The 23,734-nt window shown below is 37.9% G+C and carries 33 protein-coding genes; 30 read left to right on the forward strand and 3 right to left on the reverse strand.

The genetic code is table 11. From position 1 onward, the window contains the following. The first annotated feature begins 23 nt into the window (after window positions 1–23). The 21 genes from KI356_RS17660 (at window position 24) to KI356_RS17760 (ending at window position 16,556) form a co-directional block, all read left to right on the forward strand. Window positions 24–185, forward strand: a complete 162-nt coding sequence (locus KI356_RS17660) for a hypothetical protein (protein WP_001190219.1) — start codon at window positions 24–26, stop codon at window positions 183–185. Further along, a complete protein-coding gene (locus tag KI356_RS17665) occupies window positions 169–1,725 on the forward strand; it encodes an AAA family ATPase (RefSeq protein ID WP_033656670.1) in 1,557 nt (518 codons plus the stop codon). Before KI356_RS17660 ends, KI356_RS17665 begins: the two co-directional genes overlap by 17 nt. A gap of 10 nt (window positions 1,726–1,735) precedes the next feature. Further along, entirely contained in the window at window positions 1,736–2,035 is a 300-nt protein-coding gene (locus KI356_RS17670) for a hypothetical protein (RefSeq protein ID WP_229144806.1), read from the forward strand. Beyond that, on the forward strand, window positions 2,035–2,268 hold the full coding sequence (locus KI356_RS17675; RefSeq protein WP_000421150.1) for a hypothetical protein: 234 nt from the start codon (window positions 2,035–2,037) through the stop codon (window positions 2,266–2,268). Before KI356_RS17670 ends, KI356_RS17675 begins: the two co-directional genes overlap by 1 nt. A gap of 13 nt (window positions 2,269–2,281) precedes the next feature. Beyond that, entirely contained in the window at window positions 2,282–2,917 is a 636-nt protein-coding gene (locus tag KI356_RS17680) for a chromosome segregation ATPase (protein ID WP_000273132.1), read from the forward strand. A 16-nt stretch (window positions 2,918–2,933) separates the two neighbouring features. Beyond that, a complete protein-coding gene (locus KI356_RS17685; RefSeq protein WP_000335906.1) occupies window positions 2,934–3,311 on the forward strand; it encodes a hypothetical protein in 378 nt (125 codons plus the stop codon). Next, window positions 3,311–4,369, forward strand: a complete 1,059-nt coding sequence (locus KI356_RS17690; RefSeq protein ID WP_001216049.1) for a metallophosphoesterase family protein — start codon at window positions 3,311–3,313, stop codon at window positions 4,367–4,369. The genes KI356_RS17685 and KI356_RS17690 overlap by 1 nt, the downstream gene beginning before the upstream one ends. After that, window positions 4,366–4,668, forward strand: coding sequence for a hypothetical protein (locus KI356_RS17695; protein ID WP_000636793.1), 303 nt, complete (start codon window positions 4,366–4,368; stop codon window positions 4,666–4,668). The genes KI356_RS17690 and KI356_RS17695 overlap by 4 nt, the downstream gene beginning before the upstream one ends. After that, the gene (locus KI356_RS17700) at window positions 4,661–5,212 is read left to right on the forward strand and encodes a hypothetical protein (RefSeq protein WP_000137802.1); all 552 of its coding nucleotides are present in this window, start codon (window positions 4,661–4,663) and stop codon (window positions 5,210–5,212) included. Before KI356_RS17695 ends, KI356_RS17700 begins: the two co-directional genes overlap by 8 nt. 9 nt (window positions 5,213–5,221) lie before the next feature. Next, entirely contained in the window at window positions 5,222–5,740 is a 519-nt protein-coding gene (locus tag KI356_RS17705; RefSeq protein ID WP_000371312.1) for a M48 family metalloprotease, read from the forward strand. Window positions 5,741–5,823: 83 nt separating this feature from the next. Next, window positions 5,824–7,401, forward strand: coding sequence for a DEAD/DEAH box helicase (locus KI356_RS17710; protein ID WP_002078187.1), 1,578 nt, complete (start codon window positions 5,824–5,826; stop codon window positions 7,399–7,401). Window positions 7,402–7,490: 89 nt separating this feature from the next. Further along, window positions 7,491–7,733 carry a hypothetical protein gene (locus tag KI356_RS17715; protein ID WP_000523224.1) on the forward strand — a complete coding sequence of 81 codons (243 nt, stop codon included), beginning with the start codon at window positions 7,491–7,493 and terminating at the stop codon, window positions 7,731–7,733. Further along, entirely contained in the window at window positions 7,733–8,467 is a 735-nt protein-coding gene (locus KI356_RS17720; protein ID WP_000191309.1) for a hypothetical protein, read from the forward strand. The genes KI356_RS17715 and KI356_RS17720 overlap by 1 nt, the downstream gene beginning before the upstream one ends. 19 nt (window positions 8,468–8,486) lie before the next feature. Continuing rightward, window positions 8,487–11,573: a DNA primase small subunit domain-containing protein gene (locus KI356_RS17725; RefSeq protein WP_001074793.1), complete on the forward strand. Its 3,087-nt coding sequence runs from the start codon at window positions 8,487–8,489 to the stop codon at window positions 11,571–11,573. A 23-nt stretch (window positions 11,574–11,596) separates the two neighbouring features. Continuing rightward, window positions 11,597–14,023 carry a bifunctional 3'-5' exonuclease/DNA polymerase gene (locus KI356_RS17730; protein ID WP_002078183.1) on the forward strand — a complete coding sequence of 809 codons (2,427 nt, stop codon included), beginning with the start codon at window positions 11,597–11,599 and terminating at the stop codon, window positions 14,021–14,023. Window positions 14,024–14,026: 3 nt separating this feature from the next. After that, window positions 14,027–14,299 (forward strand): hypothetical protein, encoded by a 273-nt coding sequence (locus KI356_RS17735; protein ID WP_000532405.1) that lies wholly within the window; start codon window positions 14,027–14,029, stop codon window positions 14,297–14,299. Next, the gene (locus KI356_RS17740) at window positions 14,262–14,519 is read left to right on the forward strand and encodes a hypothetical protein (protein WP_080010456.1); all 258 of its coding nucleotides are present in this window, start codon (window positions 14,262–14,264) and stop codon (window positions 14,517–14,519) included. The genes KI356_RS17735 and KI356_RS17740 overlap by 38 nt, the downstream gene beginning before the upstream one ends. A 25-nt stretch (window positions 14,520–14,544) precedes the next feature. Next, entirely contained in the window at window positions 14,545–14,910 is a 366-nt protein-coding gene (locus tag KI356_RS17745) for a hypothetical protein (RefSeq protein WP_000509443.1), read from the forward strand. 16 nt (window positions 14,911–14,926) lie between these two features. Then, window positions 14,927–15,226, forward strand: coding sequence for a hypothetical protein (locus KI356_RS17750; protein WP_000117788.1), 300 nt, complete (start codon window positions 14,927–14,929; stop codon window positions 15,224–15,226). Next, a complete protein-coding gene (locus tag KI356_RS17755; protein WP_001021291.1) occupies window positions 15,226–15,750 on the forward strand; it encodes a dUTP diphosphatase in 525 nt (174 codons plus the stop codon). The genes KI356_RS17750 and KI356_RS17755 overlap by 1 nt, the downstream gene beginning before the upstream one ends. Before the next feature lie 26 nt (window positions 15,751–15,776). Next, entirely contained in the window at window positions 15,777–16,556 is a 780-nt protein-coding gene (locus KI356_RS17760; protein WP_002078178.1) for a hypothetical protein, read from the forward strand. 246 nt (window positions 16,557–16,802) lie between these two features. Here the strand turns inward: KI356_RS17760 and KI356_RS17765 are convergent, their stop codons facing one another. After that, window positions 16,803–17,333, reverse strand: coding sequence for a GNAT family N-acetyltransferase (locus tag KI356_RS17765; RefSeq protein ID WP_000627263.1), 531 nt, complete (start codon window positions 17,331–17,333; stop codon window positions 16,803–16,805). Window positions 17,334–17,486: 153 nt separating this feature from the next. On the opposite strand from KI356_RS17765, the gene KI356_RS17770 reads away from it, so the two are divergent. Beyond that, window positions 17,487–17,909 (forward strand): hypothetical protein, encoded by a 423-nt coding sequence (locus tag KI356_RS17770; protein WP_000801155.1) that lies wholly within the window; start codon window positions 17,487–17,489, stop codon window positions 17,907–17,909. A 688-nt stretch (window positions 17,910–18,597) separates the two neighbouring features. Here the strand turns inward: KI356_RS17770 and KI356_RS17775 are convergent. Further along, window positions 18,598–19,053, reverse strand: a complete 456-nt coding sequence (locus tag KI356_RS17775) for a hypothetical protein (RefSeq protein ID WP_000796401.1) — start codon at window positions 19,051–19,053, stop codon at window positions 18,598–18,600. Between the two features lie 272 nt (window positions 19,054–19,325). Here KI356_RS17775 and KI356_RS17780 point away from each other — a divergent pair, with 272 nt between their 5' ends. From KI356_RS17780 to KI356_RS17810, 7 genes are all read left to right on the forward strand, one after another. Continuing rightward, on the forward strand, window positions 19,326–19,643 hold the full coding sequence (locus KI356_RS17780; RefSeq protein WP_000802566.1) for a hypothetical protein: 318 nt from the start codon (window positions 19,326–19,328) through the stop codon (window positions 19,641–19,643). Between the two features lie 16 nt (window positions 19,644–19,659). Beyond that, a complete protein-coding gene (locus tag KI356_RS17785; RefSeq protein ID WP_000354189.1) occupies window positions 19,660–20,601 on the forward strand; it encodes a hypothetical protein in 942 nt (313 codons plus the stop codon). 2 nt (window positions 20,602–20,603) lie between these two features. Beyond that, window positions 20,604–20,750, forward strand: coding sequence for a BC1881 family protein (locus tag KI356_RS17790; RefSeq protein ID WP_000790088.1), 147 nt, complete (start codon window positions 20,604–20,606; stop codon window positions 20,748–20,750). A 126-nt stretch (window positions 20,751–20,876) separates the two neighbouring features. After that, window positions 20,877–21,257, forward strand: coding sequence for a hypothetical protein (locus tag KI356_RS17795; protein WP_000659531.1), 381 nt, complete (start codon window positions 20,877–20,879; stop codon window positions 21,255–21,257). After that, entirely contained in the window at window positions 21,254–21,535 is a 282-nt protein-coding gene (locus KI356_RS17800) for an AbrB/MazE/SpoVT family DNA-binding domain-containing protein (RefSeq protein WP_000843025.1), read from the forward strand. Before KI356_RS17795 ends, KI356_RS17800 begins: the two co-directional genes overlap by 4 nt. A gap of 1 nt (window position 21,536) precedes the next feature. Next, window positions 21,537–21,734: a hypothetical protein gene (locus tag KI356_RS17805; protein ID WP_001294613.1), complete on the forward strand. Its 198-nt coding sequence runs from the start codon at window positions 21,537–21,539 to the stop codon at window positions 21,732–21,734. Then, a complete protein-coding gene (locus KI356_RS17810; RefSeq protein WP_000678671.1) occupies window positions 21,731–21,928 on the forward strand; it encodes a hypothetical protein in 198 nt (65 codons plus the stop codon). The genes KI356_RS17805 and KI356_RS17810 overlap by 4 nt, the downstream gene beginning before the upstream one ends. On the opposite strand, the gene KI356_RS17815 is transcribed toward KI356_RS17810, so the two are convergent. Then, entirely contained in the window at window positions 21,925–23,130 is a 1,206-nt protein-coding gene (locus tag KI356_RS17815; protein ID WP_000214049.1) for a protein kinase family protein, read from the reverse strand. The two genes, KI356_RS17810 and KI356_RS17815, sit on opposite strands and share 4 nt — an antisense overlap. Before the next feature lie 156 nt (window positions 23,131–23,286). On the opposite strand from KI356_RS17815, the gene KI356_RS17820 reads away from it, so the two are divergent. Next, window positions 23,287–23,613, forward strand: a complete 327-nt coding sequence (locus KI356_RS17820) for a hypothetical protein (RefSeq protein WP_000200018.1) — start codon at window positions 23,287–23,289, stop codon at window positions 23,611–23,613. Window positions 23,614–23,734 lie beyond the last annotated feature (121 nt).

Raw genomic sequence — 23,734 nt, forward strand, 5'->3', positions numbered from 1 at the left:
AAAATTGAAAGGAGGTGATACACATGCAACGGTACGTGACTTATGCGACTCGATTAGTAAAAGCAAAAGACGTAAAAGCTGTATGTTGCGAAAGTAAAAATTACTTCAAGAATGGCTCAGAAGAACAAGCGGTAAACACCATGTTAAAGCTAACGGAAAGGAGTGAACGTGTTGGCCAACATTAATGAGATTTTCGTAGAAGGATTCCAGTCACATACGAATAGCCATTTCAATTTAGGAAATGGGCTGAACGTAATTACCGGACCATCTGATAGTGGTAAAACATCCATCATACGAGCGGTTCGCTGGATAGCATTTAACGAACCTCAAGGTGAGGCTTTTGTTAACGAATCAGTGGGACAGGCTACTGTAGCGATTCACATGGATAACGGCATTATTATTTCAAAGCACCGTAGAAAAGGAAAAACATCGTACAGAATCCAAACGGATCCAGGCGATGCAGGAAGTGTATTTGAGAAGTCAGAGGTACCGGAAGAAGTAAAACAATTACTTGGTATCACAAAGCAAACATTTGGGGATTTTGTTACTGCTTTAAACTTTGCATTTCAGCTCGAAGCTCCGTTCTTAATAAGTGAGACACCATCATCGGGTGCAAAAGTACTAGGTAAGTTAGCAGGAACAGAAGCTGTGGATCTCGCGGTAAAAAGTGTTTCAAAAGATACATACGCAGCAAGGCAAGAGAGGTTACTAGCTGAAAAAGAAATTGAGAGATTAGCAGGTAACTTGCTCGAGTACTTGGATGTGGATGATAAAGTACAGCAGTTAAAAACAGCTGAAAGTTTGATGGAACATGTAGAAGAATTACATAAAAAGAAAGAGGTACTGCAGCAACTACAAACTCAACAACAGATAGCATTTGAAAAATTCCGTGTAGCGTTTGTTGAGGATGAGAGACTCTCAAAGGTGCCGGTTCTTATACAAATACTTGAAGAAACAGAAAAAGACCAGCAGCGTCTGCAAACACTACTGGACTTACAAAAAAGATACGAGTCACTGTCCACCGCCAAGAAGACATTGACTGAAACACTAAAACAATTTGATGGATTAGTAGAAGTAAGTAACTTGTTACGAGGTTCTACTAAATCCGAAGAAATATATTCTTTGCTTTCTATCTTATCACAAAACTATAAGAAGTATAGTCAAGTATTACAAGAAGCTCAATTACAGGTCGAGAGGTTAACTGTAATTGCAAACATTAATGTAGCTGTGATTGAAGAGGAAGTAAAGAAAACGGATGAGTTAAAGAAACTCTATGTACAACATAGCGTGGTTAAACAACGCTACGAAAAAACAAGTAAGGATGTAGAAAGATTATCTGTACCTGGTAATGCGTCAGATCAACTACAAGAATGCGAAACCAGTATTACACAACTAAGTCAAATGAGTGTGCTCTTACAAAAATACCAGAATATACAAAATTATTATATGAGCCGGAAAAGTCGTGCGGAACATTTAAATGGTCCGAGAGAAGTGGTAATACAGATTGCAAATGCTGAGAACAATGTTACTCATTTAGCTGAATTAAAAGAGTTGTTACGAAACTATATGATCTGGCATCAAAGAGTACGTCATAGTACAAGCACATTGGAACTATATGAAAAGCACATTGAAAATTACACTAAGGAATTGGAAGAGACATGGAACGAGGCTGGTGGAGTTTGTCCGCTATGCGAATCGCCGATGTCTTTTGAACATTCTCATTGAGGGGTGATTAGTGTTGGTAAATATAAAAGAAATTGATGAGTACGTTAATACCGTTGGACGTTTAAATACAGCACTTTCCGAAGTGCGGTCAACGTTAGCTGCTCTAGAAAGTGGGGAAGGTCAATTTGAAATAGATCTTCGTAGGCATCATGTCTATCACAGTATTCACAAATTAAATATGGTAAATCGTAAAGAACTGGATACAGTTATTCGCTATGTCATAATTGGGCACTTAAAAGATAAAGAAAAGTTTCTTGAATCAGAGCTACAAAATTTACTATCAAAACAACTTGAAGGGGGAAATGAGTAATGGAATTAAAACAACGTATTGAAATTGCAAAAGCAAATTTAAAGAAAGCAGAAACAGCAAAAATCCAAGCAGAGGCGGAAAAGTCTTCAGCTGAAAAGCAATTAACAGAAATCGCTGAACAAATGGCGCAGTACGGGGTAACGCCTGAAACGATCCAGGAAGAAATCAATAAGCTTGATACATCAGTTAAAGAAAACCTGGAGCATGTAGAACGACTCATCCCGCAGGTATAAGGAGGCTATTTTTATGTACGAGCTTCTAAAAGCAAGAGCGGATATCCGTCAGGCAAGCGATAAATTGAAAATGAAAATCGGTCAACGTGATTTGTTAGTTAAGCAACAAAAAAGCGCAGAAGCAAGAAAAGCAAAAGCTGAGGAGCAACTTGGAGAGTTTGATTTAGTACAAATTCTTCTTCAAAAGACAAGTGATTATGCAAGGCAGCAAGCAAAACGTCGTATAGAAGAAATTGTTACGTCAGCTCTTACAGTTGTTTTCGATAAAGACTACAGATTCGAAATTGAAATTGCCGTAAAAGGTAATCAACCGGTAGCAGAGTATTGGCTACAGTCTGAGGATGTACGGACACAATTAAAGCCACCTGATTATGATCGCGGTGGTGGTGTAGCAGACGTAGTTAGTTTAGCGCTCAGATTGGCTGTTGGAGAAATTAGTGGTGTAAGAGGACCGTTATTCTTAGATGAGGTTGGAAAGCACGTGAGTCAAGAATACGCACCAAATGTGGCGTATTTCTTGAAGGAGTATAGTACGAAATTTAAACGTCAAATCATTTTAATTACGCACAGTACTCATTTAGCTGAGATAGGTGACGTAGCACTTGGTGTGACTCAAAAACAAGGAAAAAGCATAGTAACTGCTTTATAGAAAGGGAGATTTGGATATGTGTATGAAATGCGAAATTAAAAATGCGTTAAAAGGTGCACTAGCTAGTGCTGCAGGTTTAAAAATTACTGAGGAAGTTATCGGGAAAGCAACGGAAGCTCAGTTAAAGGAATTACAAGCTGCAGATGCAGCGGAGAAAGCTATTAAAGAACAACTTCAAGCTGAATATAAAGCTGAGATTGCTCCTATTCGTGAGAAGTACGTAAAGCGAACTGAGGAACTATTAAAACCAGTTTTTGAACGTCATGACGCTGCTTGTATGGAAATTCAAAATACTTTAGGTATCAAAGAAGACGACGATGTATCAATTAATCTTGGAACTGGTGAAGTTACAAAAGAAGTTATTAAAGAAAAAGAATCAAGCAATCTTCACTAATGCGTCATATTGTTGATGGCGGTATTACCTTAGATACAACGTTACGAAGAGCACGAAAAAGCAGAGGTGAGAGTATGAAGTTTCTATATTTCGGTGATCCACATATAAGAGGTACCAATCCTCGTAACCGTAAGGATAACTACAAAGAGGCATTAGTTGCAAAATTACGTGAGATTTTTGCTTTAGCTAAATACAAAGGTGTGACAGCAATTATTCAACCTGGAGATACGTTTGATAGACCTGAGGTTACGACAAGTGTGTTACTAGAGTTTGCAAAAGTACTGAAAGAAAGTCCAGTTCCCATTTATACAACAGCTGGTAATCACGATATATACGGGTACAATCTTGCAACATATGGACGGACAAGCCTTAGAGTACTGGAGTTAATTGTTCCGCAGCTTACAGTCATTAATGATCCTGGGCAAGCTCACATGTTCCACCAGGACGGTAATCATGTGCAGCTAACGTTTACACCATACAGTGATCAAATTGATAAAGCTGGGTATGGTTATTCACCAGATATTATTGAAGATTATGAGTCAACCAAAATACACGTGGCTCACGGAATGCTGCTTGATCATGATCCGCCTTTTGACAGGTACACAAAAGTACAAGATGTAAAAACAGAGGCGGATTTGGTTTTGTGTGGCCACGATCATACTGGTTTTGGTGTTTACGAGCGTTCGGATGGAAAAGTGTTTGCGAATATCGGTAGTATTACACGTTTATCGGCTTCAGAAGCTGAGATTACTAGACCAATACAAGTTCTTCTTATCGATGTAAAATCACCAGGTGTTTTTGATTTAGAACGGATTCCGCTTCAAAGTGCAAAACCTGGTGAAGAAGTACTTGACCGTAGCCGGATTGAAGCTGAGAAGAAACGAGCGTATGCGATGGAAGAGTTTGCCTCATTAATTCAAACGGAAACAGGGGAAGATGTGCTAGTCGATATTAATACGATTGTTGAGAGTATTGCTGAGACAGAAAGTATTAATCCGGATGTAGTAGAAATAGCGTTAACGAAAATAGCGGAAGCAAAGGAGGGATTACGAACATGATTGTAAACAAACCGCAGTTTGATGAGAATGAACTAGGCGAAGGTACGGCGGTACAGGTCACAAGTGGTAACCCGTTTAGACGCCCTAACTATAGTAATAATAAACATGATTGGAATGCTGTAGTAATAGAGTTTTCACCGTTGATGATAAGTGTAGCTGGTTACAACAAAGAGGAACATGATCGAGTAGAAACGATGAACATAACAATTGACTCAATTGTTAAAGAGCACGTGACGCTTAAAAAGTTAGTAGTAGAACTACCAAAAATTCAATGTGAGGTGGGACCAGAAAATGACTGAATTAAATAATCAAATTCGTAGTTTACAAGACGAGCATGGGAAAGAAAAGCTACTTGCAGCGGCAACAAAAATTTTAGGTAAGAAAGTACCGACTGACTATGTTCGAGTATTAGATCCACTTGAATTACAAGCATCCTTACAACAAATTGATGCTGCAGTACAGGATGTTCTTGAAAAAGGTAAAGCACGTGAAGAAGCTTATGGGAAAAAAGCAGACCTAATTAAGAAAAAAGTGAAGCTGAAAACTGCAGTAGAGCTAAAAGAAGCAGAGGCATTTATGCAAATTCAAGGTGAGGGACGTAACCAATACGCTTACGTGAATGATCAAAAAGTGGCTCTCACGAATGATACGTTACGTGATGCGTACCGCCTGCATTACAGCAAAGAAGAACGTCAACAACTTACAGACGTAGAGCAAGAGTTAGCGTCCATTGATATCAAAATTTATCAAACAAAAGATGCTTGGGAAACAGCTAAAGAATCAGCGGATCTTGTAAAAGCAAAAGCTTATGTACAAGCGAATCTACTGAAGTTTTTGGCATAGGAGGTTGCTATGGATCCAAAACAAACAGCAATGAGAAATAAACAGCGTGAACGTCAGCAACGTGGGGATGATTTCCAAGCTGAAATTAGAAGAAGCTGGAGAGAAATTCCGAATGTATGGCGTATGAGAATTGCAGATGGTGCAGGTGCAACTCGTCCAGGTGACGAGATTGTAATAACACCTGAAGTAAATATATTAGCTGAAATGAAACGTACAGAGAGTCGTAGATTTTCACTAGATTATATGAGACCGAATCAGATTCTCGGATTACGAGATTTTGATCAAATTATTGATAGGAATTTAGGTTTAGTGTTTATCAGTTTTCTAAACGATAGCAAAGGGCTTGACGAGGCTTATGCATTCAGACTTATTACAGCTCTTATTCATATGAAAAAACGAAATATGAACCATATAAAACTTGAAGAATTTCAAAGTCAGACGGTTCCCTGTGTACCACTTCCAAGACTTACATACCATGAACCTTCTTACGATCTATCGGGGGTGCTCACTTGCTACAAATCTTTGTAAAACACAACATCCGAATAAGAGGTGCTAGTACACCTCTTAAGGCGGCAATTACTAAGGCGCTAACATTTGATAATCCAGCGTATTTGAAAGCAAAAAAACAACGTAGACCTACATGGGGTGTACAAGCAAAACTTGAATTGTTTTTACATGACAGAGGCGATATTGTTACGCCTCGAGGTTTCTTGTCAAAGCTAGAAGAGGTACTGAAAAACCTAGGTTACGACCCAAGTAAAGTTATTACCTCACAGATTTCATATGGCCGAGATGTTAGTTTCGGGGAATGGGATGACGGGTTTGTATTAAAAGAGGATCAGACACCGATGGTTGAAGCACTTATGCAAGAAAATGGAATAGGTGTAGCACCGGCTGGTTCAGGTAAAACCGTAATGGGCATGCGCTACATTTACGAAAAGGGTAAAGCAGCATTATGGCTTACGCATACAAAAGACTTAATGTATCAATCCGCAAAGCGAGCTAAGGATACAATGCCTGGTATTGGTCGTATCGGCTTTTTCGGTGACGGTGTACATGATTGGGGAGACGGTAAACTAATTGTTGCTACAGTACAAACCTTGCAGCGAAATCCACAAATAATCGATGCACTAAATGATTTTATCGGGACGGTAGTAGTGGATGAAGCCCATCATTTTCCGGCAATACAATTCATTGAAACGGCTGGGAAGTTAACGGCTGAAAATGTGATTGGCCTCACCGCAACACCTTCCCGAAAAGATGGATTAGAAATCTATATGTACAACGGTGTAGGTCCAAAAGTGTATGAGATTAGCAGAGACGGAATGTATGAAGCTGGGAGACTGGTAAAACCGACAGTGAAATTCGTATATACCGAGTTCAATTACGAGACGGCAAGTAACCGTAACGCGATTGATAGTGTGGATGCTGGTGGAGAAGATCTTGATTACACAGATCTAATAAGGCACCTCATTTCTGATAAAAAGCGTGCGAAGTTAGTTGCTGAGAATATTGTTGAGTCTGCAAGTTTAGGGCCATCCATTGTTATAACAGAATCAGTTCGCTACTGTTTCGTACTTGAAGAACTCGTAAAACGAATGGCAAAAGCAAGATTCGGTATCGATGTTAGAACAGCTGTAGTACACGGGGGTATTAGTCGTTATACCTGGAGAAAAGCAAAAAGCGAAAAACATGCACAACAGCTTATCAATAGTGGTCATGCGGTAGATAAAAAGCAAGGTAAGTACGGTTGGCAGGTAAAGGTTGCTCAGTATTCAGAAAAAGAAATTCGTGAATGGCAAGTAACAAAACAACAACGTAAAGACATTTTAGAAGCTTGCGACCGAAAAGAAGTAGATATTTTGTTTGCCACTCAGTTAGCGCGTGAAGGACTGGACATGCAGCATTTAGTAGTTGGCCACATGGTAATGCCGAAACGTGGTGACTCCCGTGAGAGTAATAGTGGTTCATCAGTAGAGCAAGAAATTGGGCGTATCATGCGTCCAGATCGGAACAATCCGGATAAAGAAGCATACTGGTTCGATTACGTTGACTACAATGTTGGAGTATTTAAGGACCAATATCACAGCCGTAGGAAAGTATACAGCAGAATTGGGTTAACGGTACCAAGAAAGCCGAAAACAGAACGCGATACAGTGGCTGACTTCTTAAATGATATGCCTTGGTAAAAGGGGTGATAACGATGGAAAAGTACGAATATGTGGGTGCGCTTTATGAAATCACAGAACTAATTGCTTCAACGAAAGAGGTGAAGTAAGTGGGTTTGAAAGAAACAGGTCAAAAAATTGTTAAAAAAGTGATAAGGGTGTTTGCAAGAGGATCCGGTAAAAGTTTAACTCTTCAACGAGGAATCCCGATAATAGTTGAGGTTCCGGAATACGATTCGAAAGATTACGAGATTTCGTATAACAGAAAAGTAACCTATCGAAAAAAGAAAAGCCAAGCAAAACGAAAAGCATGGAAAAAACATGGCCTACAAGGGCGCGGGAGGAAAAAATAATGACACAAGAAACAAATCAAAATGAAGTAGTGGTACAAAATAACGCGGTGGCGAAAAGAAACGATGGCAGCAATTATATTTCAGCAATTTTAGAAGAAACAAAGCAGGGATTCGTTGAAGCGAATAACGGTCTTGATATGGATTTTGTCCGTATGGGCGAGTGGTTAACGGTTAACAAGAAAGGGAATTTCGTAGAAAAAGATGATGAAAATGTAATGTACGGTGACAATATTGATGTAGTAATCGGATACGGTGAGCAACGTTGGTCTGTATGGGGGAAACAAGATTCTCCTGAAGATGGTCAGTTGATCGTGGCGGAAAAAACAAAAGAAGATGCGGAAGTTGTATTCAATCAATGGCTAGCTGAAAACCCTCAAGCAGAAGAACGTTATGAATTAGATGATATTCAACTTCGCTATATGGCGTCAGTTGTTCCAGTATCAACGTTAAGCCCAGAAGACTTCCCTCGTATCTACTTAATGAGCTTTAGCCCAACAGACACAATTATTTTCGGGCGTTTTGCGATGAATGTGTATACAGGGAAATATAAAGCTCTAGGTGTTCCGTCTAAATTAGGTGTCAATAAAATTGTTACACGCTTAGTAACAACAGAACGTAAAAGTCGTACAAACGCTAGTAACCAATGGATCGGTATCGACTTCCAACCTGTTGGTGTATTTAAACCAGAAGATTACGGAATTAACGTAGAAGAAACAGAACAAGCTTCAGAATAATTAAGGAGGGCGTCTACAAATGGCAAAAAAGAAAGATAAAACAAGTGAGTATCAATATGTAGACGCATGGTACAGCAATCAGAACGGTAGAAGCATTCCGTGGAAACGAATCCTTTCCTCTGAAGTGAAGCAATTCCAAACGGGAGAGGCATTCAATTTCAATTGCTTTGCTACAGTTCAACGATTTGCGAACGACACAAAAGTAAAGGGGGAGGCATTTATTGCTCCCCTATATTTTGACCTTGACCATGCGGAAGACCCATCAGTCAGCCAAAAGGATGCAATAAAGCTGGTGGAATTTTTTACGAAAGAAATGGACATTCGTGAATCGGATATGTGGATTTACTTTTCTGGATCAAAAGGGTTCCACATCTTAATAAGCTCCGATGCACTCGGTATTGAACCGAGAAACGACCTTCATAAAATCTTCAAACATATGGCTGGGTATTTAGTCCATAGATTAGGACTCACGTCACTAGACCTTGTGGTGTATACAGAAAAGCGGATGATTCGTTTACCGAACAGTATGCATCAAAAAACAAACCTATTTAAAACAGAAATTAGTGTAAATGAGTTAAACAAATTAACTCTGGAAGAAATTAAAGATTTAGCGAAATCGCCAAGACACGCTGACGATCTACCTTATACGGCAGAAGAACGTAAAAAGGCAATGAAATACAGACCTCGTACGGGGTATTTACTAATAAATAAGACAGAAGAATATGAGCAAGCTGCAGCAACGAGTGCTCGTAAGTATGCGAAAGAAGAATTCCAATTTAAGAAAGATAAACCACCAGCATGTGTAGTTGATATTTTAAATGGTGGCTGGAAAAAAGACGGTGACCGAAACCAGGCAACAGTACAGCTTGCATGTTACTTCAAAGACGCTGGCTACACGAGAGAAGAAACAATGAAAGAGCTGGAAGACTGGGTGCTTAAATTTACATCTGAGGATAACGAGTATGGTAAGCAACAACGTGTTGCGAATACGAGAAGTGTTATCGATGCGGTATACAGCGGTGATAATACATACAAATTTGGTTGCGCGTTTATTCGTTCACTACATGGCGAAAAGAAACCGGGAAGCAAAGATTATGAACGTGTAGCGTGTGCTGGTGATATGTGTCATTGCATTAAGAAGAATGCTGAGGAAGAAGAAAATGCAAAGTTACTTCATTTAGCAGAGACAGGCAATGCGGATCTTACTGGAAAGCTTGTAAAAACACGTGTCATGGTTGCAGGGAAAAAGCATACGCCTTACATCATTCCGAAAAACATTGAGTACCATTGCTGGGGCAGAGAAAGTTGTAAAAAGGTACATTGCCCTCTATACGACATCCATACACATACAGGATATAAAGACCTGGGCGTAAGTGATCGGGAAGTTATTCAAATGACAGGTGTAGGTGACGATAATATAAAAGGTATTTTACGAGAAATATCAGGCATTCCAAATTGTCCGAAATACAATACCGATATTTTAGAAAACATGAACGTTGAAGAGTTGCTTGTAATCCCGATGGCTGAAGAAGATGACGAAAAGCAAGAGCAGCATAAAGGGAATTATGTACTACGAAAAGTGTACGCCGTAAATGGACTAAACGTAAGTGAGAATAAGTACTACGAATTAACAGGTTATGTATACCCACATCCAAAGAATCAGGAGTCAACACTACTTGTAAAGAGTGCGGTACCGCTTCAGGATGTGGTTGAAAGTTTTGAGCTAAATGAACAAGTGAAAGAAGATTTAGCAACATTTCAGCCGGCGGATTATACAGCAGAATCAATTGAACAGAAACTAGGAGCAATTTGTAACGATTTAACGTACAACGTAACACACATCGTAGAACGTGATGAGACATTACTTGCAGTATTGCTAACACTTCATAGTGTTTTACGTTTTAAAGTACCTTGGGATTTAAATCCGTTACGTGGTTGGGTGGAATTAAAAATAGTAGGTGACACAGGTACTGGTAAGTCTGCACTCATTGAAAAAGTAATGAAATATGCAGGGCTTGGAACACGCGTGAATGCGGAAAGTACTTCTCGTACAGGTCTAACGTACAAGATGGAACAATCTGGTGCTCAAGGTGCATGGTACATCGTTTGGGGGGCATGGCCGTTAGCGGACAAAGAAATGATTTGGATTGATGAAGATACAGGTATTACGAAAGATGATTATGGTGAAATGACGCTTGCTCGTTCTGACGGGAAGCTGGAAGTAAAACGAGCTGTAACAGCTGAAACACCTTGTAGAGTACGTGCCATCATGTCAGGGAACGTACCGAAAGGGAAACGACTTGCTGATTACTCCCAAGGCGCAGAAAGTTTAAAAGATATTTTCAATAACGAGGATATACGTCGTTTTGACTTTGCAGTTTTTATGAGAGCGAGTGATGTGGATCCTGAGTTGTACAACCAAACGCTTGCTACGTATCCATCGATTATACAGAAGGATACTTTGAAAAATAACATCTTATATGCTTGGTCACGTAAGCCGGAGGACGTGCTATTTACAGACGGTACGATTGATAAAGTACTGGAGGTTGCGACAGACCTTGCGAAAGTATATGGAAATGCGAATGACATACCACTTGTTTCTCCTTCAGATCAGCGGAATAAAGTGGCTCGTTTAGCAGTAGCACTTGCAGCACTTACACATTCAGTTGATGAATCAGGTGAAAGAATTCAAGTTTGGCCGGGACACGTTGAGTTTATTGGGGAGTATTTAAAAGCTTTATACAATGCTCCAGGTTGCGGCTTAAATTACTATGCTCGTTTAGCAATAAAAGAGGAAGAAATGACAGAAGAAAGATACCAGAAGTTTACGGCGGATCTTAAGAAAATCGATACGTTAACAGGCGAAATGAAATTCTATGAGTTTATCAAATTGTTCGCTCAGCAGAAGTATTTACGACTTGGTGATGTTGAGGCAATGCTGTCTATCGATAAAGAAGAAGCGAAAGCAATCGTAAATCAATTAGCGAAAATGAGGATGATTCTTTTAACAAGCGGTGGTTATCGAAAAACACCACGCTTTAATGCCTACATTGCGTATTGCATGAAGAAAGGACTCTTTGATCACATACAGGATGAGTACTACTAATTATATGGACAAGCACTACAAATATGACTGGAAGTGAAAATATGAAACTCGGAAGTTTATTTGGAAGACCTAAAACATTAGCAAGTAGTAAAAAGCAGGTACCGGTAAAGGAATCGAAGTTAGCGGTAGAAATGGAAAAAAAGAAGAAGCCGGGACAATTCGATATTGTTTGGCCAAAAGTAGAATCACAACAAGTGAAAGACTATCAGGCTATTCTTACAGTTTCAGATTTAAAGAAATATCTTGAGCGTTGTGTACAAACAGGTAAAGCAGGATTTGACTGGGAGACTGTAGCAAGTGAAGAAATTAGGACGCATTATAAAAAGGCTTTTGAAGATATAGAAGAAGCATGTGCTACAGGTATTATCGATGATAAAGAAGCGGAGAGCCGAAGTGAGAGCTTACAAAAAGCATATTTAAAAACACCCTTGGATCCGTGGAAAGGTGAAATTTGTACGGTATCGCTGTCAGCGGCGGCACACGAGTCAAGAGTTGTTCCAATATCACATAAAGTTGGTCAAGTATTTGAACCAAGTATGGATAGGGGTGAAGCTAGGAAATTGGTTCTAGATTTGCTTGATGAATACCTATTTAAAAATGAAAAGGTATTAAAGATTGCGGTCAATTTGTCTTTTGAAACGAAATATGCAGCGAAGTACGGTAAATACATTTTAGGAAAAGTAGCAGATCCATTGATTATGTGGGTACGGTGTTTACAAATCGCAGCACCTCAAAAGATTAATAACCCGAAAAAACCTACAAGCGGATGGGGTTTAAAACCAGCTACGAAACACATTTTTGGTGTAACAATGAACGACTTTGCAGCTCTTTTAAAGAAATACAAAGTGGATTTCTTTGATGAAATTGATGCTAGTAAAGGTGAAGGACTGCTTTACTCAGCAGAAGATGCGGATTACGCACTGCAGCATTACGAATATTGGTCTCAAATTGCAGCTCAAATTCCGCGATATGAGGACTGGCTCCATAAGATTGAAATGCCATTCACACGTGTTATTGGCCTTATGGAATATTGGGGAATGAATTGGGATCCAAACCTTGCAACGCAAAAGAAACAAGAAGCGGAAATTATGCAAGAGCAAGCGGCTGAACGTATTAAACAAATCGCGAAAGAAACGTTCAATATTGATATAAATACCGGTAAATCAGGTAAGACAAACGAAGTGAAAAGTTTAATGTTTGATTACTTAAAAATACCGGTAGCAAAGTATGGAAAAACAGGTGCGAGTCTTGATCAAGAGGCACTTATCGATATGGCATTTATGCTTGAGAATAAGTTAAACGATATCGATGAAGAAAAGTACCTCAGCATTTCGTTGCCTGAAAATTGGGAAAGTATTGATCCTGACAAGGACCCTACCTTAGATAAGTTAGAGCGTGGAGCGATTCGTATCGCAAAACGTGAACCACATCCTTATAAGGAACAAGCGTTGGAGGTTATCGATCAGCTGAAGAAAATCCAAAAATACACGACATTACTTTCTTCGCACATCATAGGACGTGAAAAGTACTTGAACTTTATGAGTGGACGGATTCATGCAGGGTACAGTCCATTCACAGAAACAGGACGCTTAAACAGCTTTAATCCGAACGGACAAAACGTACCGAGACCAGATAATGATGAGTTTAAGATAAGAAACTTCTTTGTACCTAAACCAGGAAAGATATTATTCTTCATTGACTTCTCAGGGTTCGAGCTTCGCTTAATGGCATGGAAATCAGGCGATGAGGTCATGATTGAGTTATTTAACACAGGTGGCGATATGCACCGTAGAACCGCATCTGTAATGACTGGAAAGTCTGAGGCTGAAATTGTAAAGAAAGAACGTACAGATGCCAAGGCGGGCAACTTCGGTATTTCTTATGGCGGTACGGAACACGCTTTACAGTTTACATTTAAAACGAAGTACATGATTCGTAAAACATTAGATGAATGTGCGCAGATTGTAAATGCTGTTAAAACAGCGTACAAACGCATACCAGAGTATCAACGCAAGATTGTTTTAGAAGCACGGGAGCAAGGCTATGTACAAACGATTTATGGATATATGAGATTACTACCTGGCATTAACAGCGCGAATAGAAGAGATCGTGGCTCAGCTGAAAGACAAGCAGCGAATACACCAGTGCAAGGTAGTGCGGCTGACATTATGAAGAAAGTACAAAATGAAATTTATGAATCTATTGGTAAACAAGAAGGTGTACTTGCTCATGGTAGTGCCGATATGATTGCACAAATTCACGATGAAATCATTTTTGAAATAGATGATGATCCGGAAATTGTAGTTGCAGTAGAAAAACAAATTAAACAAGTTATGGAGCAACCTCCAGTACCAGGATTTCCAGTTCCGATTGAGGCAGAAGGAAGTGTAGGTTATCGATGGGGCGAGAAAATGAGTGTTGAGTCCTGGCTTAAACAAAGGGAGGAATAGCATGTGGGAAGAGGAGAGGGACCGCGTAAATCGTTATTTACAAAGCGTCATGCAACAGCATTACCACGTGTAAAGCCAGCAAAAATTGTGGGAAGCATTGCTGGAGAACCGTACAACATGGTTTGGGTAGTAAGTTCATTAAGAAAAGATAAAAAGACTGGTGTGTTAGACCCAGTACCACAAGATCCATACGCAGAATTTTTATTTAGTAGTTGCTTTAAAAAATGGGGGGAAGACGATGAACGCCTTGAACCGTCAACAACGCCGGGCAAGTGAACGTGAGAGAAAGAGAACAAGGGAGCGGCAAAGTTTTCACAGGGGTGAAGTGCAGCAAGTATCCCTTTTATCGTATAAAGATGGCCGAACATTAGCCTTACGTGCAGTAAAAGATGTGTTAGGTTTGGGTCCAGTACGTTTGGATCGTGTACAGAAACGTTTGGAAGAACTAGAAAACGAGAATTTCAATGAACTATTTTTAGAGCATTTAAGAAAATAAAAAGCTGTAGGAAGGATGTGCGATTGTGGGTGGTAGACAGCAAGGGAAGGGGTACGAAAATCGGAAAAGCGATCGGAAATTAGAAAAACTAAAACGTGAAATGGTTAAGCAAAAAAAGAAAATAGCAAAAGGTGAGACACGAAAGGCGGTAGTGTACTTGAATAATTCGGAGCAACAGTTAAAAGATGTGATGCAAGAAAATCATGATTTGCAGTTAGAAGTTGATTTATACAAATCACAAGTGAAAGTGAAAGACAATTACGCAAAACGTGTATTGAAAGAAAATAACGAATTACGGGAACAGATTAAAAATTTACGTAAAAAGTCTATTTCGTTATTTGTTTCTTATATGGTGGTAACGGTCATTGTTAGTTTTCTAATTGCTAGATAAGAAGGGAGCGATTGAGATGTCTGTAGTGAAAGACAACGAGTTTTGGAAAGAAGTGTATTACTACATGGAAAAGCATAATTGCTATAAGGATGAGGCTGTAAAGGTCATGGAGGCTCAGTTCAATAGTAAGAACGAGAAAAGAGTGAGAATTATTGAAGCCGTAAAAGAAAAGTTGATTTGTGCGGGAATACCTGAAAAGGACTCTTTAAAATTCGCAGAAACTGCACCCTTTGTTAATTCCTTAACTGGTGCCAGTGTAGAAAGAATGGTGAGAAGTTTTATAGATTTGTTTAAAAAAGGGGAGCGTGCAAAATAATGAACATCATTCATTTATTCCAGCTTCAAAAAGACCTGGATAACAAGATTGTGGAAAAACGTAGTTTGCAAAACGTGTCTTTGTTTCAAGAAAAGAAATTATCATTTCGTGACGAGTTAAGTGAGTTACTTCATGTGTGGCGTGGTCATAAGTTTTGGAGTGAAAATAACAAGCCGATTACAAAAGGTGTACGTAACAAGGGGCAAATGATGGAAGAAGATAAGGAGTACTACAATCCGTTATTAGACGAATTTGTTGATGCACTTCACTTTGCTTTATCGATTGGATTAGAACGTGAATGGAATAAATATATCGATGCCTTTGTAGTACGTAATAGCAAAGGAAATACAAAAACAGAAATTATCGATGTGTTTAACGATTTATATGAAAACAAATTATGGACTGCCGCACACTACATGACCTTGATGAATGACTTGGCGTACTTAGGTGCAGCGCTTGGATTTTCGGCTATTGAAATTTACAACGCATATATCGAAAAAAATAAAATCAATCATGATCGTTAGGCATCCGGGTACTAAAAGGAGGCGAAATGGTGGGGAAAGTTATTCTTTGGACAAAAGAAGAGGTAGCGTATCTCGAGGATTCCTGGGGGACATATAGCATTAAAAGTATTGCAAAGAAGTTAGATCGCACTGTAAATGCCATAAAACTAAAAGCGAATCGTATAGGGTTAAGTGATCCCCGCCTACACTTCAATGGGCTTACAGTGCTCCAACTAGCAGATGTATTACAAGTAAGTTATAAAACAATTGAATCGTGGTATGAAAGATTTGCATTTCCTGTAAGATTAAAGCTATTTGCAAAAACTCAAAAAATAAAGGTTGTTTACTATAAGGATTTTTGGAACTGGTTAAAACGGCATAAGCAGGTAGTTGATTTTTCAAAGGTTGAATATGGGATTTTAGGACCTGAACCAGAATGGATGAAAGACAAACGTGATGCGGATGTGTATAGAAGGAAAAAAGAGAGAGATCCTTGGACCAAACAAGATGAATTATTACTAAGAAGTATGGTTAAAGCGAATTGTTATACGTATTTGTATATCGCGAAACGACTCCAGCGAACAGAAAGTGCAATAAAGAAAAAACTGGAGGAGCTTGGGATCTTAGAGAGACCTGTAGAAAGTCAAGAATCTTATACAGAAAATGAAATACGAATTAGTTTAGACCTATTTGAAAAAGGTTATACGGTAGATGCAATTGCAGAAAGGTTTGGGAAAAGTGCGTTAACACTTGTTGGTTACTTAGAAAGTAAAGGGTATCGATTCAGAGCGAAAATGGTGATAAAGCCTGAGAACCCCGTGTTTTAGATTTCAATTAAAAAAGGCTAGGATTTCTCCTAGCAAAAGAGTTATGTCGTACAAAAAGGTACTTGTGCGCAAATCAGGTGTTTGCAAATTCATTATATAACGTTTCTGAGGTGGACAGGCTGAATCATAGCGATCTTTACGTAAACTTTACACAGGATTGAAGAGTTTGATAGAAATCAAATTTGAATTTTGTATAAAAATTAAGGAAGCCTATACTTCAATATAGTATAGGCCGAGAGACTAAAATTAATCTGTTATTAATTTCGAATAGATATTTAAATCGATAAGCTTCCCAGCTGAGATTTCGCTTTTTCTTAGAGTCCCTTCAAAAGTGAATTGTAATTTTTGTAATACTTTTATGGAGTTCACATTTTCTGGTTCAACTTTTGCTTCGACACGATTTAGTTTCAAATGTGTAAAAGCGTAATCTAATAGAGCAGAAATCGCTTCAGGGGCATAACCTTTGCCCCAAAATGCTTTCGAAACATCATAGCCAATCTCAGTCTTTAAATTTTCGAAATCTAAGGAATTATAACCGCATGAACCGATGATTTGATTAGATTCTTTTTCAATAATAGTAAAACGCATAGCTTTATTATTTTGAGTCAGTTCATTGAGAAAATGAATCATATCTTTCGCTTGGTTTTCATCAGTGAAATTACTTATATTCATGAATTTTGTAACGTCAGGATCAGACCATATTCTAAATAAGCTTAATGAATCTGATTCTTTCATTTGTCTTAAATGCAATCTTTGTGTGTGTAGTTCTGTAATCAATACTTTTACCTCCATTATGTTGTTGTGATAGGTAGATTAAAAATATTGATATCTGCGCATAATTCAGTCCCTTCTGGATTAGTTAACTCTTATTATACAAAAAATTACTAAATTGAACAAAAGCGTTATTTTAATCGAAAAGGGGAATGAGAAATGAAACCTGCATTTGAAATGATAAAGAATGAATACGGTGGGGTTGAAATGACTTATACAACGAGTGGAGGTAAGCAATCTTCTACTTACTTCCCTGGCCCTCCAGAAGATATAGATCATGTTTGTTTGGACTACATGAAAGGTCGCTTTGCAAACGTTAGAACGTTGAAGCAAGTGGATTTTATAAAACGCAAATATAAAGAAGCTTATCAAACAGTATTCGGTGCTATGGATGAATTAAAAGTAGGTGACAAGGTAGTGATGCACACTTGCTTAGAAGCGAAGCGTTATGAGGGAAAAGTTTGGACTTGTAGAACAGAGCAATTTAAAGCAAGTAGTGGTTCACAAGTGGTGTTTTTAGAAGGATTTAGTGGTTACTTCTCAGTTAAGTATTTGCAGCGTATAAGTTTGTTAGAAAACTAAACAAAATAGTTATTTGACGGAGATAAAGAATGAAAATAAATAGAACCTGTTATAAACAGGTTCTAATCAGAACTATAGGCTCAATTACAGGAACTACAGATCTACTGGGGGGTAGTGTAATTCCTGATTAATATTAAGATATGTTAAAAAATTTTAAATATGATTATTATGGTGAGTAAATAAAAGAACCCGTTTGTTATAAACGGATTCTTCCCTTAAGGTGTGCAAGGAATACAAGGTAACTGGCCTAGGGAAACCTGTAGAATTCCTTGTGATTGTAATGTATGCAAAAGAATCAATAAGGTTAATGAAAATTAAACAAATCTTTATAAGAATAGAAAAGAGCACCATTAGGGCGTATGGCGCTCTTTGACAAAGAACTATATTGTGTATTTTTTATAGTCTGTATAAGTATATGGAAGTTGAAAATAAAGAGTGAATCAAATTTTAATAAAATCTTTATTTAATTAAAAAGAGCGCTAATCGAGAGTGCGCTCCTTATGCCTCATTATAACGACAGTGACGAACTCACATTAAATAGAAAGGCACTATTATTGTATGCGGAAGTATAGGATTAGTGAATGGATTTAGATAAAATCGTTATTTTAATCGAAAAAATATACAAAAAAAGAGCACCTTGTATAGGCACCCCTTAGTAAATGTCACAAGATAATCACTACATACTTATTTAACTGTAATATTTATCGCAAGAGTTGTTTTCGCTATTACAGCAAATACAGAATGTTTTTTCAACGAATATACTAACACCACCATTTTCGTTAGTTGCATTTGTGAAAATAAGACTTTCAAAATCTTCTACTTGAAATATTCTAGTATCAAGCGCCTTTAGAGTAACAGTAATTGGTCTAGAAGATTTTCTTGTCACAATTGTAACTGTAACAGGAGGGAGACCACCAATAACAAAAAATTGAAGTAATGTTTTATTATGATTATTGGTTAAATCTTCAAAAGCTGTAATTGTTGAGTTAGGCGGAACGAAAATATCAAGTAGTATATTTCCATTTAAATTAACTCCAGTACCTGATATCGTGTGTGTTGCAATGGAGCAGGTAGCTTTTTGTTGGTGAGAATCCGATTGTTTTTTGTAACATTTTTTACCATGATTGTAAAAGTAATCAGCCAAATTTATCTTACTCTCCTTTTTCGAAGTATCAATATATTCTATTTATCAAAAAGGAAAAGTGCTTGTACAAAAGTATAAAATCCGCTCTATAAAACTGAATAAAAACGCTATTTGGTATGTAAATATAAGAGCACTTAGAAAAGTGCCCTTCTGTAACGACTATCCACTCTAAAAAGAAATGATGCAATATATCATATGAAATTATGTGAATTTAGTTGTGTGTATTTTGTATAAAAATTTCATTTTGTAGAAAAAAGGGGAAGTCAAATACTATGAAACCCATAAAAGCGAAATGTGAAGCATGTGAGCACGTGTTTCGTGTTCACATGCTCACAGCACGATTACCGAACCGTGTGGACAAGCACTATTTCATTTGTCCAAGCTGTAAAACAGAATTTGTAAGTTATTATTCGAACCGTGAAATGAGACAGCTGCAGAAAGGAATTTCGAAATTATACAACGGTTTCCGTAAATGTTATACAAAGGACCAGGCAAAAGTGATTCAGGCAAAAATCGATAAAAAAGATTTAGAGTTTAAGTGGCTATCAGATAAATTACGAACGGAAATTGAAAATAATTTACCAAATTAAAGGGGGATGAAGTTATATGGATATACCTAAACAATTGATGATTGGTAGTGTACCGTACGATGTGGAAGTCGTAAAAGGATGGCTTGAAGAAAGAGAAAACGGAGAAGTAAGAATTGCAGAAGTAACGTATCACGAACAACAAATCAAGATTTCGGACAATGTAGCGAAGCATGAAGGGCAAATGAAAAACGTACTTCATGAAGCGATTCACGCAATGCTTTATGAATACGGACTCGATCGTTTAAATAAAGAAGCAAACGTAAATGCATTAACTACAGTCTTTTTCGACTTTATTAAAAATAACATTCGTGGTGGTATCTCCAGTTTTGTAGGGTATCAGTATTTATTACTTAAACGTCCAGAAAAAACGAATATAGAATTTTATGATTCTGATGCGGATCCTGCCACTCTAAGATTAAAAAAAGAAACAGATGAACTTTCATTTATAAATACAGCGGCGGAACTTGTACAAACTATTAATCAACACCCACCAGAAGTGGATGTTTCAGTATTAGGAACTGCGATGGCAAAAACGGAGATTCATAACGCAGTAGACGATATTACGCGTGAACAGCTTCATGAATGGACTGTCAAAACGGCTCCTGAAAAGCCGACTCGTAAACTTCCAATCGTAGACGTAAATCGTAGCTCGTTTCCTGTTGAAGAGATAGCAAAGATCACGAAAAAAGAAGAAGAAGCTGATCCGATTCATTGGAAAACAGGTATTAAGTATGACGAAGAAGGCAATCCGAGATATCGTACACGCTATGAGTGCCGCATGTGTGGAAATCGTGGGAATCAATACGAGTACAAAGAGAACAAATTCACGAAATGTCATAAATGTAATGCGAAACTCAAGATAGTACAGGCAACGAAAAATGGATTCCCTGAACGCGATGCATTCGGTAATTTTTACGTAGCTAATGATGAATACAGCGTTATTTTGGATGGTGAGTAAAGATGAAGAATATACCTACAAAAAACATAAGTGAAGAACTGGAGACACGTGAGGGTGTCACAACAGTACAAGTAAGCCCCCATGAAAAGATTGAAGTAGCCGGTATTACGGTTGAGGGTCCGGCTGTAATTCTAATTAATAAAGACTAGGAGTGACTGGATGGAACTTATATATGAATATCCGATTTGGACAACGTGGTTCATCTGTGTAATATTCTTTGGTTTAGCTAGCGTTATAGAAACGATTAAGAAGTAAAGAAAAGGAGCTGAAGAGAAATGAAGGAAAAAGATTTAAACATTTCAGAAGTACGAGGTGCGAAAAAGAACATTTCAGACTTACAAGTTTATGGTGATGTAGATATGTTCGCTTTACTTTGCAAAGCGAGTTCTCAAGAACAAGGTTGGATGAAATCAACTAAGGTTTGTAACGTAAAAGGCGGTTGCGTGATGCAGGTGACAACGCAGCAGAAGAATCCTGATGGTAGTTATGCGGTAGCTGAGGCTTTAACGTATGTGCCAGGTGTTCATATTGATACAGAAAGTGAACCGCGAAAGATGGTTCCAATCCCTGCGGAAAAATATGAAGTTAACACTCTTGTAGAACTAGGGGAACGACGTCTTCAATCTAGTTGGATAAAAGGAGCTGAAGAGAAATGAAATCAACAGGTATCATTCGTAACATTGATCCATTAGGACGTATTGTGGTTCCGATGGAATTACGCCGTACATTAGGTATCCAGGTAAAGGATCCTATGGAGATTTTCGTAGATGGTGAATCTATTATTCTACAAAAATATAATCCTAATAACTCTTGCCAAATTACAGGCGAGGTTTCAGAAGAAAATATTGAACTAGCTGGCGGTAAACTCGTGCTAAGTCCTGAAGGGGTTGATCAGGTATTAGCGGAACTCGAAGCACGTTTGAAGGGGCGATAAAATGAGCGAACCTAATAAGCAATATACAAATATCGAACTGGAAATGATTTTGGACAATTTTGTCAAGGCGTTACCAATGCAAATACGAATGCAGCGCGAGATGTCTAAATTACTTAAAGCACGTTTTGACGCACTTGTTTCAGAAGGTTTTACTGAACAACAAGCACTAGAAATTGTAAAGTCACGAGGTATAGAGTGAAAGGTTCGGAAGCAATTTTACGAGCGATGCACCAGGTTGGAGGAGAAATCCCGGCTACGCAGTTTGATACGTGGCTGGGACAACTCTCTCAGTTAGGTCTACTGGAGCAAGTCACGAAAGATGATAAACATGTTTATTATTATCGGCTTACAGATAACGCAAGACAGTTTTTAGCAAAGAAGGGTATTATTTAAATACCAGATACCGCTAATGATGGGGCTACGTCCTCAAAAAATGCAGTTGCTAATTCTTTTGTACTAGCAAATCTATATACAGTTTCGAAGTGAGTTCCTTTTCTGAAGAATTCTTCAAATAAAGGGTTGGTAAAACTTCCATCATCTAATCTACTAGTGAAAATATAATAAATTAGTCTTGTTAGTGCGTATGTTTCATGGCACATTTCGTAATTTTTAAACCCTGTAAGTCCTAGATGTGGATCATTAAGCGAGCCTTTTAGTTCTGTGCCAAAACGCGTAAGTTTACTACCTGGAATTTTTACGAGACCGAAGTCTGAAACTTTTATCATTTTTGAACCATCAAGATGTTTTATTAGTATATTTTTCGGTGAAATATCTCTGTGCAGAATCTCTTTACTATGTATGTATTGAAATGCGTTACAAATTTGACGGACAAACATAAGTTTTTCATTTATAAATTTATGGTCAGAATGCTGTTCAACATAATCTTCTAGAGTTTCATCTACACATTCCATGATGTAATAATTTTGTTCTTTATTTAATGAGTAAACATCAAGAATAAAAGGATGATTTAAATTTTTCATCACATCAAATTCCCTATAAAAGCGCTCTTTTTCATCTTCTGTTAAGTCATCAAGTGCTTGTTTATACGCGAATTCATGGTCATAAAGAGGGTCTAGGTATTTATACACAGTCGCGTATGAGCCTCCACCAATTTCTTCAGCAGGGAATGTGAAAATACTGGTAGATCTCACGGCTGTTATTCCTGATTTTAATGTAAAAATAGGATTAATTTCTTCTAACTTCGCAGGGATAAAAGCATTTGGTAATGGGCTGCCGCCGCTAGTTCTTAGAAATGTTTTACAGTAACCGAGATATTGGCTATAGTTAGAATTCAATTCAAAAGCAAATGGAGTATCAATTGTATGATCTTGCAAAGTATTTATATCTGTTATCAACTTGTATAACATTCGGCTTTCATCAGCATTATAATGTCCGGATTGCGATTTAGTGTTGAGGTAGTTAAGTAAACCGTTAAAACTTTCATGAAAAAAAGCAAAGAGTTTATCTAAAGGGGCAGGCATACCCTCATAAAATTTTAAGAATCTTTTATTTAGATTACTGCCATAAATATTTTGATAATGCTCCAATTGTTCTTCTAGGTAGTTAACTAAGTATTCTTCGTTTGTTGTAGTCATACATGAAACCTCCTGCTAATGCGTATTTATATAATCATAACAAAAAATGCATATTTTGGTTATATAAATTTAAAGATTTGGCAAGGTGGTTAAGAGCTGTGTTTTTTAAATGAATACAACAGAGGGAGGAAGCTGTATGGAAAAGGAGTAAGGAACATGACGTCCGAAGAAATCCGTAACTTACAAATCGATGGAGTAGATGTTCCGTTTTACGATGGATATGTGACGATACAAGAAGGAGTTGTTACGGGTAAGCTCACCTGGAGTCTCCATGTTGTGGATTATGGGGTAAGTGAATTTGTGGCCACGAACCAGTTACGTGATGTGAATATCGAGACAGAGCAGGGCAATGTATATGCTGGAGAAGGATTGATTGCGAAAGTGACTGAGGAACGGTTTCTCTTAGCTGGAAAGTCGGTGCTACGTGGTTATGAGACAACAGCGACGTGGCACGTGTTTCAAGATTCGGAGATTCACAGCTGATTACACGAAAATAAAAATATATAAAAGAAAAGTTTTTAGGAGGGGGTCTAATACACTACAGTACTCAAAAAAGAAAAAGACAATAAAAAAGAACCCCCCTTAAAAAAATATACCTTATATA

It is taken from the genome of Bacillus hominis (assembly GCF_018332515.1).
Lineage (GTDB): Bacteria > Bacillota > Bacilli > Bacillales > Bacillaceae_G > Bacillus_A > Bacillus_A hominis.

What these genes read in the sequence shown, in the direction of transcription:
- KI356_RS17725 (WP_001074793.1), top strand. Translation starts at nt 8,487, where the DNA reads ATGGCAAAAAAGAAAGATAAAACAAGTGAGTATCAATATGTAGACGCA.
- KI356_RS17730 (WP_002078183.1), top strand. Translation starts at nt 11,597, where the DNA reads ATGACTGGAAGTGAAAATATGAAACTCGGAAGTTTATTTGGAAGACCT.
- KI356_RS17660 (WP_001190219.1), top strand. Translation starts at nt 24, where the DNA reads ATGCAACGGTACGTGACTTATGCGACTCGATTAGTAAAAGCAAAAGAC.
- KI356_RS17685 (WP_000335906.1), top strand. Translation starts at nt 2,934, where the DNA reads ATGTGTATGAAATGCGAAATTAAAAATGCGTTAAAAGGTGCACTAGCT.
- KI356_RS17680 (WP_000273132.1), top strand. Translation starts at nt 2,282, where the DNA reads ATGTACGAGCTTCTAAAAGCAAGAGCGGATATCCGTCAGGCAAGCGAT.
- KI356_RS17720 (WP_000191309.1), top strand. Translation starts at nt 7,733, where the DNA reads ATGACACAAGAAACAAATCAAAATGAAGTAGTGGTACAAAATAACGCG.
- KI356_RS17740 (WP_080010456.1), top strand. Translation starts at nt 14,262, where the DNA reads ATGAACGCCTTGAACCGTCAACAACGCCGGGCAAGTGAACGTGAGAGA.
- KI356_RS17805 (WP_001294613.1), top strand. Translation starts at nt 21,537, where the DNA reads ATGAGCGAACCTAATAAGCAATATACAAATATCGAACTGGAAATGATT.
- KI356_RS17690 (WP_001216049.1), top strand. Translation starts at nt 3,311, where the DNA reads ATGCGTCATATTGTTGATGGCGGTATTACCTTAGATACAACGTTACGA.
- KI356_RS17820 (WP_000200018.1), top strand. Translation starts at nt 23,287, where the DNA reads ATGACGTCCGAAGAAATCCGTAACTTACAAATCGATGGAGTAGATGTT.
- KI356_RS17795 (WP_000659531.1), top strand. Translation starts at nt 20,877, where the DNA reads ATGAAGGAAAAAGATTTAAACATTTCAGAAGTACGAGGTGCGAAAAAG.
- KI356_RS17675 (WP_000421150.1), top strand. Translation starts at nt 2,035, where the DNA reads ATGGAATTAAAACAACGTATTGAAATTGCAAAAGCAAATTTAAAGAAA.
- KI356_RS17750 (WP_000117788.1), top strand. Translation starts at nt 14,927, where the DNA reads ATGTCTGTAGTGAAAGACAACGAGTTTTGGAAAGAAGTGTATTACTAC.
- KI356_RS17705 (WP_000371312.1), top strand. Translation starts at nt 5,222, where the DNA reads ATGGATCCAAAACAAACAGCAATGAGAAATAAACAGCGTGAACGTCAG.
- KI356_RS17770 (WP_000801155.1), top strand. Translation starts at nt 17,487, where the DNA reads ATGAAACCTGCATTTGAAATGATAAAGAATGAATACGGTGGGGTTGAA.
- KI356_RS17800 (WP_000843025.1), top strand. Translation starts at nt 21,254, where the DNA reads ATGAAATCAACAGGTATCATTCGTAACATTGATCCATTAGGACGTATT.
- KI356_RS17780 (WP_000802566.1), top strand. Translation starts at nt 19,326, where the DNA reads ATGAAACCCATAAAAGCGAAATGTGAAGCATGTGAGCACGTGTTTCGT.
- KI356_RS17755 (WP_001021291.1), top strand. Translation starts at nt 15,226, where the DNA reads ATGAACATCATTCATTTATTCCAGCTTCAAAAAGACCTGGATAACAAG.
- KI356_RS17760 (WP_002078178.1), top strand. Translation starts at nt 15,777, where the DNA reads ATGGTGGGGAAAGTTATTCTTTGGACAAAAGAAGAGGTAGCGTATCTC.
- KI356_RS17695 (WP_000636793.1), top strand. Translation starts at nt 4,366, where the DNA reads ATGATTGTAAACAAACCGCAGTTTGATGAGAATGAACTAGGCGAAGGT.
- KI356_RS17785 (WP_000354189.1), top strand. Translation starts at nt 19,660, where the DNA reads ATGGATATACCTAAACAATTGATGATTGGTAGTGTACCGTACGATGTG.
- KI356_RS17790 (WP_000790088.1), top strand. Translation starts at nt 20,604, where the DNA reads ATGAAGAATATACCTACAAAAAACATAAGTGAAGAACTGGAGACACGT.
- KI356_RS17700 (WP_000137802.1), top strand. Translation starts at nt 4,661, where the DNA reads ATGACTGAATTAAATAATCAAATTCGTAGTTTACAAGACGAGCATGGG.
- KI356_RS17815 (WP_000214049.1), bottom strand. Translation starts at nt 23,130, where the DNA reads ATGACTACAACAAACGAAGAATACTTAGTTAACTACCTAGAAGAACAA.